Origin of the sequence: Candidatus Methylomicrobium oryzae (genome assembly GCF_016745425.1) — a bacterium.
Taxonomy (GTDB): Bacteria; Pseudomonadota; Gammaproteobacteria; order Methylococcales; family Methylomonadaceae; genus Methylomicrobium; species Methylomicrobium oryzae.
Genome location: NZ_JAERVK010000008.1, coordinates 85,828 through 101,217, shown reverse-complemented (window position 1 = coordinate 101,217; position 15,390 = coordinate 85,828). Strand labels below are relative to the sequence as shown.

General features: G+C 55.3%; 15 protein-coding genes. 6 read left to right on the top strand and 9 right to left on the bottom strand.

What is annotated here, in order from left to right; all coding sequences use genetic code 11:
- Positions 1-7: 7 nt before the first annotated feature.
- Both JJL52_RS10510 and JJL52_RS10505 read right to left on the bottom strand, forming a co-directional pair.
- Positions 8-160 (bottom strand): hypothetical protein, encoded by a 153-nt coding sequence (locus JJL52_RS10510; RefSeq protein WP_202052369.1) that lies wholly within the window; start codon positions 158-160, stop codon positions 8-10.
- A 229-nt stretch (positions 161-389) separates the two neighbouring features.
- Complete coding sequence (locus JJL52_RS10505; RefSeq protein WP_202052368.1) at positions 390-1,973, bottom strand: bifunctional aminoglycoside phosphotransferase/ATP-binding protein; 1,584 nt, start codon at positions 1,971-1,973, stop codon at positions 390-392.
- A gap of 148 nt (positions 1,974-2,121) precedes the next feature.
- Here JJL52_RS10505 and JJL52_RS10500 point away from each other — a divergent pair, with 148 nt between their 5' ends.
- Positions 2,122-2,634 carry an Hsp20/alpha crystallin family protein gene (locus tag JJL52_RS10500; protein WP_202052367.1) on the top strand — a complete coding sequence of 171 codons (513 nt, stop codon included), beginning with the start codon at positions 2,122-2,124 and terminating at the stop codon, positions 2,632-2,634.
- Positions 2,635-2,699: 65 nt separating this feature from the next.
- Positions 2,700-3,728, top strand: coding sequence for a zinc-dependent alcohol dehydrogenase family protein (locus JJL52_RS10495; RefSeq protein WP_202052366.1), 1,029 nt, complete (start codon positions 2,700-2,702; stop codon positions 3,726-3,728).
- A gap of 313 nt (positions 3,729-4,041) precedes the next feature.
- Here JJL52_RS10495 and JJL52_RS10490 read toward each other — a convergent pair whose 3' ends face one another.
- Positions 4,042-5,451 (bottom strand): TolC family outer membrane protein, encoded by a 1,410-nt coding sequence (locus tag JJL52_RS10490; RefSeq protein WP_202052365.1) that lies wholly within the window; start codon positions 5,449-5,451, stop codon positions 4,042-4,044.
- A gap of 356 nt (positions 5,452-5,807) precedes the next feature.
- Between JJL52_RS10490 and JJL52_RS10485 the strand changes: the two genes are divergently transcribed.
- Complete coding sequence (locus JJL52_RS10485; RefSeq protein ID WP_202052364.1) at positions 5,808-7,049, top strand: hypothetical protein; 1,242 nt, start codon at positions 5,808-5,810, stop codon at positions 7,047-7,049.
- 70 nt (positions 7,050-7,119) lie between these two features.
- Here the strand turns inward: JJL52_RS10485 and JJL52_RS10480 are convergent, their stop codons facing one another.
- The 5 genes from JJL52_RS10480 to JJL52_RS10460 all read right to left on the bottom strand — a co-directional run bounded on the left by JJL52_RS10480 (position 7,120) and on the right by JJL52_RS10460 (position 10,330).
- Positions 7,120-7,638 (bottom strand): DUF1264 domain-containing protein, encoded by a 519-nt coding sequence (locus tag JJL52_RS10480; RefSeq protein ID WP_202052363.1) that lies wholly within the window; start codon positions 7,636-7,638, stop codon positions 7,120-7,122.
- Between the two features lie 249 nt (positions 7,639-7,887).
- Positions 7,888-8,400 carry a DoxX family protein gene (locus JJL52_RS10475; RefSeq protein ID WP_202052362.1) on the bottom strand — a complete coding sequence of 171 codons (513 nt, stop codon included), beginning with the start codon at positions 8,398-8,400 and terminating at the stop codon, positions 7,888-7,890.
- A 21-nt stretch (positions 8,401-8,421) separates the two neighbouring features.
- Entirely contained in the window at positions 8,422-9,189 is a 768-nt protein-coding gene (locus JJL52_RS10470; protein ID WP_202052361.1) for an HvfC/BufC N-terminal domain-containing protein, read from the bottom strand.
- Positions 9,173-10,048 carry an MNIO family bufferin maturase gene (gene bufB, locus JJL52_RS10465; RefSeq protein WP_202052360.1) on the bottom strand — a complete coding sequence of 292 codons (876 nt, stop codon included), beginning with the start codon at positions 10,046-10,048 and terminating at the stop codon, positions 9,173-9,175. The genes JJL52_RS10470 and bufB overlap by 17 nt, the downstream gene beginning before the upstream one ends.
- Before the next feature lie 9 nt (positions 10,049-10,057).
- On the bottom strand, positions 10,058-10,330 hold the full coding sequence (locus JJL52_RS10460; RefSeq protein WP_202052359.1) for a BufA1 family periplasmic bufferin-type metallophore: 273 nt from the start codon (positions 10,328-10,330) through the stop codon (positions 10,058-10,060).
- 264 nt (positions 10,331-10,594) lie between these two features.
- On the opposite strand from JJL52_RS10460, the gene JJL52_RS21575 reads away from it, so the two are divergent.
- The 3 genes from JJL52_RS21575 to JJL52_RS10445 all read left to right on the top strand — a co-directional run bounded on the left by JJL52_RS21575 (position 10,595) and on the right by JJL52_RS10445 (position 13,462).
- On the top strand, positions 10,595-12,502 hold the full coding sequence (locus JJL52_RS21575; protein WP_202052358.1) for a sigma-54 interaction domain-containing protein: 1,908 nt from the start codon (positions 10,595-10,597) through the stop codon (positions 12,500-12,502).
- A gap of 147 nt (positions 12,503-12,649) precedes the next feature.
- Positions 12,650-12,913: an STAS domain-containing protein gene (locus tag JJL52_RS10450; RefSeq protein ID WP_202052357.1), complete on the top strand. Its 264-nt coding sequence runs from the start codon at positions 12,650-12,652 to the stop codon at positions 12,911-12,913.
- A gap of 114 nt (positions 12,914-13,027) precedes the next feature.
- Positions 13,028-13,462, top strand: a complete 435-nt coding sequence (locus JJL52_RS10445) for an Hsp20/alpha crystallin family protein (RefSeq protein ID WP_202052356.1) — start codon at positions 13,028-13,030, stop codon at positions 13,460-13,462.
- A gap of 242 nt (positions 13,463-13,704) precedes the next feature.
- Here the strand turns inward: JJL52_RS10445 and JJL52_RS10440 are convergent, their stop codons facing one another.
- The gene (locus tag JJL52_RS10440; protein WP_202052355.1) at positions 13,705-15,255 is read right to left on the bottom strand and encodes an alpha/beta hydrolase; all 1,551 of its coding nucleotides are present in this window, start codon (positions 15,253-15,255) and stop codon (positions 13,705-13,707) included.
- Positions 15,256-15,390 lie beyond the last annotated feature (135 nt).

The window sequence follows — 15,390 nt, the reverse complement described above, 5'->3', positions numbered from 1 at the left end:
GGCCTCCTCAGCCAATGGGTCCGCGCGGCAGAAACACGCCGAAATAGATGAATAGCCAGGCCAGCGTCATGGCGCCGCCGACGATCAGCAATAAAGCCCAAGTGCCGACCGGAGAACTTTCCAGAATTTTTTGCCGCTCTTCTTCGCTTAACTTGCTCATAATCTGCTGTCTCAAGAGGGTAGAAAAAAATCGAACCGGTTGAAAAAATATTACTGATTAACAACACGATTTGTAATGCAATTTTATATTACACGTATCCAATCGATTCCGATATAGCCGGAAAATTATTTAAAAGCGAAAATTGCGTACGATTTGAAATGGAGCGGATTATATTTATGATTTATATAAAAAAATAAATAGGTTGATTTTCAGGAAATCCACACTGTTTTCAGTCGGATAGGGCGGAAAGCAGAAACTCCAGCGCCCGTTCGTCGGCGGAATCCACCATTACCGTCTCCTCCCGCTCTTCCGGATTTAAAGCTTCGGCCGTTTGCTGTTGCCGCCGCAGGATCTCGATCGTCGCTTCGGAAGCATCCTTCTGATATTGGCGCTGCTGGATGCGTTCATTCAGCACATGATCGGCCGCTTGAAAATCCAGAATCCTGAAGCGTACGCCGGAGCTTAACGCCGATTGCCGGAATGGCGCGCGCTGGTCGGCTTTTAAAAAGGTCGCGTCGACAATCGCGGTCAAGCCTGATTCGAGCACGGTCCGGGCCTCGGCGAGAAGTCTTTCGTAAGTCGATTGCGTGGCATTTTCGGTATAGATGCCGCTGCCCGAGGCGCTGCCGGTGCCCTGATCGGCTTTAAACCCGAAGAGCCGTTTGCGTTCGATATCCGAGCGAATCAGTACTGCACCAATCCGTTCGGACAGCAGGCCTGCATAATAGGATTTGCCGGAGCCGGAAAACCCGTGCGTAATCAGCAACATAGGGCTTGAAGCTCGGGTAAAGCGTTCGGCCAGATCCGCATACCTACCGAATTCGGCGTGATTTTGTTCCCGCAGCCCGGAATCGTGCTGCTGTTCGGCGCGCAGCAGGCTCACTTTGGCCAGCACGAGCGCCCGGTAGACAAGATAATAGCGCAGCAGCGCCACACCCTGGTAATCGCCCGTGTGTTGCAGATACCGGTTAATAAAACGGAAGGCCAGTGTGTCGAGTCCGAAATGCAGCAGATCGATCATCAGGAAAGCCGCTTCGCTGATCACATCGATCCAGCGCAGCATCGGATTGAATTCGATGCAGTCGAACAGCACGATTTCGCCGTCGACCCGCGTCATGTTGCCTAGATGCATGTCGCCGTGACATTCGCGCACGAAACCGGTGTGCTTCCGCTTGTCCATCAGTTCGGCTTTGGCTTGCCATTCCGCCAGCCCCCAGTCTTCAATCGCCTGCAACTGCGCAATTCTGCCGGCATCCTGCAGCCGGGGCCGCAGATGGATAGAGTTTTCTTCGAACCAGTGACGGATACCCGTGCTGTCGCCGTAAGGGGAATCGCCCGAGGCTTTGGCGATGCGCGCATGAAAATCGGCGAGCAGGTCGGTGATCCGGTCGATTTCGCTGCGTCCGAAATGGCCGGATTTGACCCGGTCTTTCAACGTCGCCGCTGTCGGAAACTGGCGCATTTTTACCGCATGTTCGATCGCAGCGCCGTTGCCCCCCATCCGAGGCTTTTCATAAGTGCCGGTGACCGGTACGACTTCGAGATACCAGTCGGCCGCCAATCGGCGGTTCAGGCGCAGTTCTTCATGGCAGAAATGGCGGCGCTGCGCCGGCGTCGAAAAGTCCAGAAAGCCGAAATCGACCGGTTTTTTGATTTTATACGCATATTCGCCGGTCAACAGCACCCAGGAAATGTGAGTTTCGATTAACCGGATATTTCCGACCGGATGCGGGTACGCCTCGGGGAACATCAACCCCCGGATCAGTTTCGATTCGGGATACTGCGAGGCCGGCTCATGTGAGGTCGATGTCATTTTAGGTATTTTTACGAATGTTTTTGCGGGGCGGAATAAGTTACTTTAGCGGGTGAAAAAACCGGCTGTCCATCGTTTTTTTACTCGATCCGGAGCCGGTTTTTTTCGAATCGACCGATTTATTTTCTTACAGTATGGAGTAACGGATATGAAAGAATCAAAAGAAACCCAAGAAAACAAAGACATTGTTAACAAGGGTTCCCAAGCTGAAACCGGGCGCGGCCTCATGGCTTTTGAAGATTTCGACCGCTGGTTCGACGATATGCTGTCGCGACGCTGGCTGAATCCTTTTGACGTCAAGTTTCCGAGATTCCCAGCAATGAGTTTTCCTTTGGGCATGGAAATGCCCAAAATCGATATTATCGAAGGCGACAACGAAATCAAAGTCCACGCAGCCTTGCCCGGGGTCAAAAAAGAAGATCTCGATGTTTCGTTGACCAATCAGACGGTTACGATCAGATCGTCCACCAAGCAGGAAGAAAAGCAGGAGAGCGGCGAATATTACCGGCGCGAGATCAGCCGCGGCGAATTTCAAAGAACCGTGTCGCTGCCGTGTCAGGTCGATTCCGATCAAGCGAAGGCTTCATTCAAGGACGGCATCCTCGAGCTCGTGATGCCCAAACTCGAAAAGACGCAACGGAAGAGCATCGAGATCCATTGACGGAAATCATGCGATCGGTTTCAGCCATCCGTCAGCCCATTAATTTAAAGAGGAAACGATCGGTCATGAAAGCGATGGTTCTGACGCGCATCGGAAAATTGGCCGATCATCCGTTTCCGTTAGCGTTGATGGAATTGCCGGTACCGGTGCCGGGAACAAAGGATGTATTGATCAAGGTTTCGGTTTGCGGCGTGTGCCATACCGAACTGGATGAAATCGAAGGCCGAACCCCGCCGCCGATGTTGCCCGTAATCCTCGGGCATCAGACGGTAGGGCATATCGTGGCGGCCGGGGAGCAAGTCAGCGGCGCTTTCAAGCCCGGCGACAGAGTCGGTGTGGCGTGGATTTTTTCCGCGTGCGGGGAGTGCAAGTTCTGCCGCGCAGGCAATGAGAATCTGTGCCCTGATTTCTTGGCAACCGGGCGCGACGCGAATGGCGGTTATGCCGAATACATGACAGCGCCCGCTCATTTCGTTTATCCGATTCCTCCGGAATTCTCCGATGCGGAAGCGGCGCCTTTATTATGCGCGGGGGCGATAGGCTACCGTTCCCTGCGGCTGACCGGCATTCAGGACGGCGATCGGCTCGGGCTGACCGGATTCGGCGCCTCCGGCCATCTGGTACTGAAGATGGCCCGCTACCGGTTTCCTCAAAGCGAGATCTACGTTTTCGCGCGCAGCGCCGAAGAGCGTCGGTTTGCGATCGAGCTGGGTGCAGCGTGGGCGGGAGAGAGCGCCCAAACGGCGCCGCATAAACTGGATGCGATTATCGATACCACGCCGGTCTGGGCGCCGATCGTGTCCGCCCTGGCGAATCTGGAAGCCGGGGGCCGCCTCGTGATCAACGCGATCCGTAAGGAAGACGATCGGCATCATCTGCTGGCGTTGGACTATCCGGAACACCTGTGGCGCGAAAAGGAAATCAAAAGCGTCGCCAACATCACACGGCGGGATGTCGCCGAATTTTTGCAGCTTGCGGCGGACATGCGGCTAAAACCGGAAATCCGGATTTATCCGCTGGAGCAGGCCAATCAGGCGCTGTCGGAGCTGAAAACCGGCCGGATTCGCGGCGCCAAAGTGCTGCGGATCGGTTAGGATTTCGTCAAAAACAAATCCCCCTTTGAAAAAGGAAGGCTTCGTCAAACACACCTCCCCCTTTGAAAAAGGGGGATCGAGGGGGATTTATTTAATAAATCTCCCCCGGCCCCTCGGCAATATAGCTCCTGCATTGCCCTCGATCGCTTGTTCCCGACGCGACCTACCTCGCCCTTCCTTGGGCTCGTACCTCCTGCTTCCCTGCAGTCGTCGGCATCCGCTCCCTGCGTTACACTCGATCGCGTGTTCCCGACGCGATCTACCTCCCCCATCCGTTATACATCCTATAGAAATGCTCTGAAAGGCGGCTCAGTCAAGGTAGCGTTTTGTCTACCGCTTTCTCGCCCGGCAAGAGCAGACGGCTGATCCGATCGAGATCGTCCGCCGTCAAATTGCTGGCCAACTGCTTCAGTTTGATGCTGTTGATCAAATAGTCGTAGCGCGCCCGCGCATAGTCCCGTTTGGCTTTGTACAGGTCTCTTTGGACGTTCAAGACGTCGACCATCGTGCGGGTTCCGACCGAGAGGCCGGCTTCGGACGCCTCCAGAGAGGTCTCGGACGATATCACGGCCGTTTTTAAGGCTTCGACGCGGCTGATGTTGGTGATCACGCCGCGGTAAGCATCCTTGACCTGACGCACAATCGAACGCCTGACCGCCGATAAATTTTCTTTGGCTGCCTCGAATTCGAATTGAGCCTGGCGGGTCTTCGAATTGACCATACCTCCTTCAAAGAGCGGCACATTCAAGCGCAAGCCGATGTTCTGGGTGTCGCCCCGGAAACCGAAGCTGCTGTTTACATCCGAAACACCATAGGCACCGACGATGTCCAGTTGCGGCAGATGCCCGCTGCGTTGAATCTCGATCGATTTGCGCGCCGATTCGGCTTCGTTGTAAGCGGCGATCACCTCGAAATTATTCAGTTCGGCGGTTTCGCTCCATTTGGAAATATCGGCCGGCTCGGGTTTCTTTAAAGGCAACTGTTCGCCAAGCAGGTCGAGCACCAGTTCCCGTTCGCCGACGATTTCTTTCAGCGCTTCGTTTTGATTGTCCAGCCGGTTGGCCGCCTCGATTTCTCCGGCGAGCGCTTGGTCGAAAGCGGCCTGCGCCTCGTTCACATCGGTAATCGCGGCGATACCGACTTCGAAGCGCTGTTTGGCCTGTTCGAGCTGGCGTGTGATCGCTTCTTTTTCGGCCATCGCAAATTCAAGGTTATCCCGGGCCGACAGTACATCGAAATAGGCCTGGGTGGTTTTTGTCAGCAGATTTTGCAGCTCGGCCCGGTAGTTGGCTTCGGCCTGAGCGATCACGTTTTCGGACTGGCTCAGCTGCACCCAATGGTCCCAATGAAAGACCGGCTGCGTCACGTTCAAATCGAACGTATGGCTCCAGTATTCCTGATTGACCTGCGGGCCGCGGAAATCGCCGCTGCCGAAGCCGGTAAATCCTTTCGCCTTCTTGTTGTGCAAAAATTCCAGGCTCGATTCGCCGAGCGCGGAGGCGGATGGGAAAAATCGGGCCAGACTTTGTGTTCTGAACTCTTCGCGGGCCGACCGTTCGGCTTCGGCCTTTTTCAAGTTTGGATCGTTTTGTAGAGCAAGATCGGCAATCTCCGATAGATTTTGGGCTCCGGCCGAGTTACCTCCGCAGAGGGCCACCAACACAACCAGCGGATATACAAAATTTGTAGCTGCGGTCCGAAATAGCAAAACAAAAGTTTCCATGACTCAGGATATTGATCGATAGCCCGTAATAAAATATCAGAAATACGCCTGTTTTAGTCATGGATCGTTATTTTTATCTCCATTTTCAACGCGCTTTACGCACTTTGGAGAGCGTAGAAATGAGCCAATAAGGCGGGGAATCCGTTGGCGCTTGTTATAATGGCCAGGTTTGGTTCTTGCTGCCCGCCCAATCATGCCGTCTAACCGTTGTTTTTGATTCCTGCACCGAGAGGGCTGAGAATTCAGGCAGCTTTATTCGTTCACCTACGCCCAAATTGCCGCTCTCTTCTTATCTTCTTAGCGAGAAGAAAGCGGAGCGTATTCCCAAAGTGATAGCTACAAAAAATCAAAATTAAATGAAGCGTTTATCCAAAAAAATCATGTTAATTGCCGCAGCAGTCCATGTTGGCGGCTGCGCCAGCCTAGGGAAGGGTATGGTTGAAGCGTATTTGGAAAAACAACAAACCGCGGATACCCGCATTTGTGAAATATGGGGAAAACCGTTTACCGGATTGGAGCCTTACCTGAACAATCCGAAAGGAAAAATGAAAGTGCTGATGGTGCATGGCGTCGGCGATCATTTGCCTGGCTATTCAACCCAGTTCTTGGAGAAGCTGGCTCAAAAATTGGAGCTGACCATTCAATCTGCGCGCCCCAAAAACATTACGCTGACCAATCGCGGCGATCAGAGCAAAAATCTGGGCAATTTGCGTATCCATCGCTTACTCAGCAAGGATAGAAAAAATGAATTGCTGTTTTACGAATTGACCTGGTCAAAGATTACCGCCCCGCAAAAGGAAGTGCTGGCCTACGACAATTCCGGCGAGTATTCATTCCGGCGAGCGAAAATCAACGATTTGATGAAAAAGTTTTCGAACGACACAGGCCCGGATCCGATCATTTACCTGGGAGACAGCCGGGAAGACATTCTGGTCTCGTTCGCCCAGGCTTTTTGCTGGATGGCGCGAAGCGGCTGGAGCAATCTGCCGGATGATGCGATGCAGTCTTGTTCGCTTAATGATGGTACCTTGGCAGCAAATGTGCGGCACGATGAATTCGCAATCATCTCGCACAGCCTGGGCAGCCGCATTACGATAGACGGCATGCAGCGTATCGCTTCGTTGATCCACGACCGCGACCCGGGCTTTAGAGAAGCCTTGAAGCGCAAGGAAATTCCGATCTACATGATGTCGAATCAATTGCCCATGCTGCAATTGGGCCGGAAATTGCCCGACATTGCAAATCAAAAACAGGCCTATTGCGAACCCACGGGTGAGAAATATCAAAACCGCATGTTGAGCAAAACTTCGATCATCGCTTTCAGCGATCCGAATGATCTGTTGAGCTACGCAATTCCGCACGGTTTTGTCGAAAAATACCTGGATTCGAGGCTTTGCGTCGAAGTCACCAATATCAATATCAACGTGGCGACCATTTTCGATGCTTTTGGGCTTGGTCAACTGGCCAATCCGCTCGATGCGCATATCGGCTATGATACCGACGACCGAGTAATTGCACTAATCGCCAAAGGCATCGGCAACCAACAGACCGACAAACTGGTTACGGACAGATGTCTCTGGACGGAAACTGTGGATTGAGGAGAACTGAAGAGCAGGGAGCGATACTGCTCGTTCTATGACTCATTTTATGTAGTCGCCCCGGCAAGGGTTAATCGGGGATTTCCAGTTTTCCGACCGGCTTGTGGCTGACGGCCGTCGGAAACATGACTGTCCCGTTCGGAATCTTGCTGTCGACCGGCCATAGGTGAAAGATGATGCCGTCCGTTTTGGCGGCCGCCTTGCTCAGTTGCCTGGCCTTCTTGGGCGGCACATCCGGGATTTTAACCCGTCCGCTGGCGATTTCTTCCTTATGGTCATGGAAGTGCTTGTTCCATTGTTCCAGCCTGACATTGTTGCGTGCGAGCTTCTTGTCGATGAAATACTCGACTTCGACAAGCTCGGCATTCGGCTCGGTCGAAGTAAAAATCATGCACTGCATGATCTCGCGCTTGATCGACTTGCAATAGTGATGATAAGGCCCATGTACCGTGCCGTCTTCATGCCGGTGAGGCGCGACGATGTGAATATTGAAACCATCCGCCGGGGTGTTCGTATTTTTGGCGAATACAGGATTCGCGGCCAGGGCGGCTGTCGTGATTGATACAAAGAACAGACGTTTCTTACTCACATAGACCTCCTCAGCCTGATTGAATTTTGCGGGCATTAATCCGAATCAATAATCAGTTAATGCTTGTCGACTGGTTCGCTGATATTGACTCGGCGGAAATAAAAAAGTTTGCAGCGGCGCGATGTACGGAACATGCGCTTTTATCGAGCCGGTTCGTCGTACCGAACTTCAACATTCCGTAGGGTACGCTGCGCGTACCTTTGTGCTGGGGATTCGTCAAGGTGTTTGAAAACGATACGCGCAGCGTACCTACATGGCTGTTGATGAATCGTTACCTTTTATCGTTGAAAAAAAACGCCGGCCGATCCAAGCGTCCAACGACAGTTTGCCGGGACCGTGCAGCAGGCAGACCAGCAGCATGACGCCCCAGACTTTGTGCTGCTCAATGCCGGCGGCGCCGAGATCGGGGTAGGAGATCACCGCGACGATGTTGAACAAAAACAGCGCCAGCGCGGCGAAGCGTCCGAGCAGCCCTGCCGCGAGTAGGACCGGCATTCCCAGTTCGGTCGCCGTGCCGAGATAAGCCGCGACGTTGGGCGGCAGCAGCCGCACCGCATATTCGTACTCGAACAGGTACAAGGTGCTGTCCCAGTTTCGGATCTTGGTCAGCCCCGACACCCAGAAGGCATAGGCGACCCAGCCGCGCAGCAGCAGATCGCCGAGGGGAGACAGGCGATCGAGCCAGGCTGCCGCCTTGCGCAGCCTTTCGGCCGCGGCACCGGCGGCAGACGGCGGGTACTTCGGTAACGATTGTGCATTCATTGCGATAACCTCATCGGCAGACTAAAAATATTCGCTAAACAAGGACCGGCTCAGGCAGAACCGGAGCAGGGCGGCCAGGTCGAAATCGGGGTTATTCGGCAGAACTCCCGAAGCCGCTTCGCTCAAGGTCAGACCCGCTTGCAAACCGGTCAAAAACCGGTATCCGTCCGAGTCGAGCGGCGCCGTTTCGACTTCCCAGCCCAAGCGGAAAATCACCAGCCGGCAGCCGCCTTCCGCGTCGAGATCGAGCCTGCCGTCTTCGGCCGGATTTTCCCGGTGGAATTCCCAGATGCGTCGCACCGGATAACGGGATGCGAGCAGGCGCACCGAAGGATGCAATTCGAACCTCAATCCGCCGTAACGCTCGGGCGGCACGTCGGCCAGCGACGCGGCATCGATGCCGGCCCGGTCGGATTCGAAATAGGCTTCGTGGCGCAGCCATTCCAGCCTTGCCGTATCGGGCAAATAGGGCTGGCCGCATACGTCTCCGGAAGCGGCCAGAAAATCCGCGAATCGGTCGCCGAACGTCTGCAGGCAGCCGGTGTTCGGCGGGTATCGGCGGATATAATCCCGGCCCAGCCGATGGAAAAAGCGTTCGCCGACCAGTTTTTCGATCACCGGATACACATCGCGGAGCGCCTGCGTCAAACCGATCAGCGTATTGTTGCGGTAAATCGCCAGGCGCTGTTCCGGCTCGAATCCGTTCGGCACGATGCGTTCGCCCAAGCCCGTTTTCCCCGCCCAAACGAAGGCGGAAAAATCGCGTTGCAGTTCATGCAGCCCGTTCATAGTGCGCCTCCTCCAGCAAGGTTTCGGCTTTCGAGGCCTCCCCCATCAGCACATCCAGTGCCGGCATGTCCGCATCCCATTCGATCAGGGTCGGCTTCGGCCCGAACCGCCGCAGCGCGGCGGCGTATAACTTCCATACGTCTTCGCAAACGGTACGGTCGTGCGTGTCGATCAGTAGCGTTTTGCCGCCGACTTCGTTGACGGCATGGCCGGCCAGATGCATTTCGCCGACCCGCGCGGCAGGAATGTCGTCCAGATAGGCTGCCTCGTTCCAGCCGTGGTTTCGGCAGGACACATACACATTGTTGATGTCCAGCAAAATGCCGCAGCCCGAACGGCGCGCCAGTTCGGCCAGGAATTCGCTTTCCCGGTAACTGGAGTCCTTGTACTCCAGGTAGCTGGACGGATTCTCGATCAATATCTGCCGGCCCAGGAATGCCTGGACCTGTTCGACGCGTTCGGCCAGATGGGTTAACGTTTCCTCCGTGTAGGGCAACGGCGCCAGGTCGTTCAGGTAAACGCCGCCGAACGAACTCCAGGACAAATGTTCGGACACCAGCCCCGGCTCGATCCTTTCGACCAGCGCTTTCAGCCGCTGCAAATGTTCCCGGTTCAAAGGATCGATGGAGCCCGGCGACAGGCCGACACCGTGCAGGCTGATCGGATAGTCTTTCCTGATGTGTTCCAGGTAAAACAAGGGCAACCCGCCTGGGCCGAAATAATTTTCGCTGTGCGCCTCGAACCAGGCAATCTGAGGCCGGCTTTCCGTTATCTCCGCGAAATGCCGGGACCTGAGACCGATCCCGGCCGAAGCCGGAATCGATTCGGGGGCGCCGCTTAACCGATGCCTTTGCGCCATTTTCCTGTCCTATTGGGCTTCCGGTGCTGTCAGGCTGCCGCCGGCGATCCGTTCGCAGGTGCCCTTCGGCAGCGCGATGAACGCATCCGCCTGTGCGTCGGTGACCGAATGGCCGGCGCAGGCGTTCGACAAGGTCTTGCAGTCGTTTTTGCCGGCTTTGGCAACGCCGTAGCATTTTTCGACGTCCGCCTTGTCGGCGGCAAAGGTGGGCGCGGCATTCAGTGCGCTCAAGGCGATTGCGGCCGTTACGGCGGATTGAACGAAGGCATTGATGTTTTTCATGGTGAACTCTCTCAAAAAGTAAGTGAAAAAATGATGTCCGTTTTCAAACTTGGACGTTTGTAATAGAGCAACGGCTGTGCCAATTTCAATAAATCAATAAAATATTATAATAATCAGTTAGATAGATAAGTTTTTCAACTGACGTTCAAGTTTCGTAAACAATCCGAGGCTGCGAATAATCGCGGCGGCCGCCAATAGTTGCGGGCGGCTATTGACGGGCAGGTGGAATAAGACGAAGATTTTTGCTTTTCAGGAAACAGCGCCATGCCGTCTTTCCGCGATTCCGATGGATTTCCTGCCGAATACGCCGCGCCAGTGGATTCGTCCGACCTGAAAATTCTGCGTGCGCTCGTGGAAGGCGCCGCCCAGGCGACCGGCGAGGATTTTTTCCGGGCGCTGGTCAAAAACTTGAGCCTGGCGACAGGCTTTGCGAACGCCTTCGTCGCCGAATTTGCCGACTCGAAATCCCGGGTCAGAACTAAAGCCTTCTGGATGAACGGCGAATTCGCCCAAGATCAGGAATGGGATCTCGCCGGCACCCCCTGCGAAGAGGTGCTCCGGGGCGATTTCTGCCACTATCCGGCCGAGGTCTGGAAGCGCTTTCCGAAGGAAGCCGGCGTCGAGAGTTATCTCGGCGTGCCGCTGACCGACAGCGACGGCGGCGTACTGGGCCATCTGGCGCTGTTCGACGGCCGGGAAATGCCCGGCGAGCCGCGGCTCTTGTTCATTTTCAGGATTTTTGCGGCCCGCGCCGCGGCCGAACTGAACCGGCTCAAGGTAGTCGAGCAATTGCGCCTCAGCGAAGAGCGCTTTCGTGACCTGTTCGACGAAGCGCCGATCGCCTACGTGCACGAAGACCTCGAATCGCGCTTCATCAGCGCCAACCGGGCGGCGATGCGCATCCTCGGCATTACAGAGGATGAGGTGCCCGGCACGGTCGGCATGTCGTTCATTCCCGATACGCCGGAAGCGCAGAAGCGGGTTAAAGAGGCCTTTGCATCGATCGAACGCGGCGTCGATACGTCCGGCGTGGTGTTGGAACTGCGCCGCCGCGACAACGGCAAGCCGATCTGGATTCAATGGTGGTCGAAACCCGATCCGGGCGGCCAGTACACGCGGACCATGTTCGTCGACATCACCGAAAAGGTGTTGATGGAACAGGAACAGGCCAGGCTGCGCGAGCAGAACCTGTACCTGCAGGAAGAAATCAAGGCCGTTCATAATTTCGAAGAAATCGTCGGCGCGGGCCCTGCCTTGACCGCGGTATTGAACAACGTCCGCCGCGTCGCCGCGACCGATGCCTCGGTGCTGATCCAGGGCGAATCCGGAACCGGCAAGGAACTGATCGCTCGCGCCATCCATTCGGCCGGCAAGCGCCGGGACAAACCGCTGATCAAGGTCAATTGCGCGGCATTGCCGAGCGGGTTGGTCGAAAGCGAGCTGTTCGGCCACGAGAAAGGCGCCTTTACCGGCGCGATCGCCAAGCGCATCGGCCGCTTCGAACTGGCCGACGGCGGCACCCTGTTTCTCGACGAAATCGGCGAAATTCCGCTCGATATCCAGGTCAAGCTGCTGCGCGTGCTGCAAGAGCGCGAGTTCGACCGGGTTGGCGGCAAAACGCCGATCAAGGTCGACGTGCGCGTGATCGCGGCCACCAACCGCAATCTGCTGCAGGCGGTCGCCGATAAGACTTTCCGCGACGATCTATACTACCGGTTGAACGTGTTTCCTATCCTGATGCCGCCGCTGCGGGAACGGAGCGAAGACATCCCGCTCCTGGTTTCTTACCTGATCGGCAAATTTTCCAAGAAACTGGACAAGCGGGTCGACGGCGTCGGTTCGAAAACCTTGCGGTTATTGCAGTCCTATCACTGGCCGGGCAATATCCGCGAGCTGGAAAACGTGATCGAGCGCGCGATCATTCTGAGCGACGAGGCGGTACTCGGAATCGATGCGGGGCTGTTGCCGGGCGCCGCCGAGCCTACCTTGCAAAGCAAACACACCGGCGATGACAGCCTCGAAGCGGTCGAGCGCGAACATATCGCGGCGATGTTGGAGAAAACTCAGTGGGTCATTGAAGGCGAGAGGGGCGCCGCACAGTTGCTCGGCATGAATCCGAGCACCTTGCGCTACCGGATCAAAAAGCTCGGCCTTTTGAAGCCCTCCCGTTAATATTCCCAGCCGCCGCAAGTATTTGCGGCCGGATCTCCGCCCTACCGCCCGTTTTCCGGTAACTTGGACGATTGCCGCACGGTTTCGGCAATTGGCACGTATTTCGCTGGATTGCTTGTCAATCGTTCGCCATAGAGATCGACAAGCATGCTTAGAATTACCCTGATAGAGAATAATCCAAACGAGCCGTTATTGATTGTGGAGGGCAAGGTACTCGGCCCCTGGGTTGCCGAACTGGAAGCCGCCGTGGCACGTGCCCAGGATTCATCGCCGGGCGGCCTATCCCTGGACATTGCGGCAGTCAGTTTTGTCGATGCGCGCGGCATAGCGTTGCTTCACCGTTTGTTAGGGCAAGGCGTGAGGCTGCGGGCTGCTTCGCCGTTCGTCCTGGAACTTTTGCACATGCAATAAATGAGGGGTAGGCCTCTTGAAATACTAACGACAAACCCTATTGTATTGGCATGAGGCCGGATGTCCGGCTTATCATTGTCAGAATCAGTTTGATTAATTACCGAGGAGGAAACGATGGCTTATCATTACCAACCCTGGAGTTTATTGAATCAATTGCAACGGGAACTCGAACGCGCGCATGAAGGCGGCACAGGGGAAGGATCGATCGCGACCGCCGAATGGACGCCTGCGGTCGACATTAAGGAGGACAAGGATCGGTTCGTGCTCTTCGCCGATATTCCGGGCGTTAAACCGGAAGACATCGACGTCAGTATGGAAAACGGCGTGCTGACGATCAAGGGCGAGAAAAAAAGCGAAGCCCGCACCGAGCAGGAAGGCTATAAACGCGTCGAACGCACCTACGGCTCGTTCTACCGCCGCTTCAGCCTGCCCGATACCGCCAACGCCGAGGCGATCAGCGCGAAGTTCAAAAACGGCGTACTCGAAATCGTGATTCCGAAACGCGAGCAGATCAAGCCGAAGAAGATCAGCGTCGAAACGATCGAGTAATTCGAAACGCCCAACTCTTGAGGGGTTTGCTATCCAGGGAAGGCCATGATTCATATGGCTGGGTTTTGCCTCCCTGCTAAGGGTGTGAACGATATTAATCGGGCGGTAGACCTGCCAGGTTTTTAAAACCTGGCAGGTCTTGGACCGGGAAGTGATTTGGAGTCAAATCCAACTTCAAAAAAGGCGGAATAGACATCCTTTTCCGCCGCAATTTTCATTGAATACAGCTATCCAAGCGGCCGTTACCGTCCCGCTTTCTTATTTTTACAGCCGGATCGCACGGCGGCGGACAAAATGTTTTTCCTTTCGTTTTTGCCGATCAGGCCTGCGCGGAGAAAGCCGTCCGAGACGAGGGATGTGCAACTGACAAAGTCGCCCGGCGTTTTCCACTTCACATCGCAAGAACACAGCTGGTTGATTGCGCAGCCTTTATCGTTTACAACCGAGTTTTCCGCGGTTTTCGGACATTCGTCGTATTCGTTCACCACGTTGTCGCGATCGTCATCGACATCTACCGTCGAAAGCTCTATCAATAAGCGAATGAACTTCATCACTTTTTCGTTGAAAACATCGTTGTGTCCGTCGATGATTTCTTTGTCCACCCGGATATTCAGATAAGGATTTTGCGGAACGGTCCTGTTCAGGTGCGTCAGCACCATGTCGTCGAAACGGGTCGAACCGCCCGGCGTTTGCAAGTCCCAAATGCTTTCCATCGTTTCGAGCGTCGCAGCCAGCATGGACCGGCCGTCTTTTAAAGGCTTCAGGGTATGGCTGATCAGCGGTTCGTAATGGCCGACCGTGCTTCGGTCGGCTTCGCCTTCGTCCAGTTCGAGCGTATGCTTGCAGTCGGTCCGCACCAGGTCATCGTGTTCTTCGAAAAGAGTCGAAAATATCCGGCCCAACGGAAACAGGATGCCGGTCGCGTCGTCGATTTCCGAAGTCAGAATCGCCAGGCGCGGCAACTGTCCCCGAAAGTAGCTGCAGCGCGACTGCGCCAGATCGTAGAAAGGCGAGTACTGAAGCGCTTCGAATGCCGGGTTCAGCAGGACGACCAGATCGCCGAAGCCTTTGGCGTCTCCCGTGTAGGCTTTGCCTTGCTGGCTGTCTATGAAACGGCCGGCCAGGATTTGCGAAGTCGCGCCGTAGACGACCGCACCGCCGAAACTGTGGCCGATCACGACCAGCCGGCTTCGGACCGGCGGCTGCATCGCGTTCCGCACATTGGCGATTTCCTCCAGCTTGATCAGCAGCTCGCCGATCCCGAGATGGCCCACATCCTGGGCGGTACTCTTGCGGTCCCAGAAAGTCAGATAATTGAACGGCGGAACATCGATCGATTCGCCGCGCCAGCCGACATAAACCCCCGCAATTTTACGGGCAGGCCGGCCCAATTTTTCGCTCAGCCGGGCTTCGATCGCGCTGAGTTTGGCGAGGTTTTCCTTGAAACCTTCGATGTTCGGATCGCCCGGGCGGGCGTTGTGATGCCAGCCATGCACGAATACGGTTGTCAAAACACTTTCTTGGGCGGCCTTTGCATAGAGCATGTCCAGCAGCGCATGCATCTGCCTGCGGTCGCGTATCTGGCCCTGGTCGTCGATTTCGACGAAACCCAGCGTATACTCGTTGTCCGCGCCCGGATTGTAAATGTGCAGGGAGTTTTGTTCGCAGGCATTGCCCGAAGAAACGGTGCAGGGCTGATAGTTGCTCCGGTATATCGCATTCGATGCGCAACCGGCCAATAAGATGGCTATGCAGATTAAGGCCCGCGCGAGGGACAAGGGGATCAGACTCATGAATATCTCCAAAGGGAGTGAAAAAGAACCCGTGCGGTTCGGTAAAGCCTTTCCCGAATGCCGATCAGTCAATCTTCTCCGAGAGGAGAGGAAAACCATCCCGAATTAACCGCTGCGCATGAGTCTAACTATCAG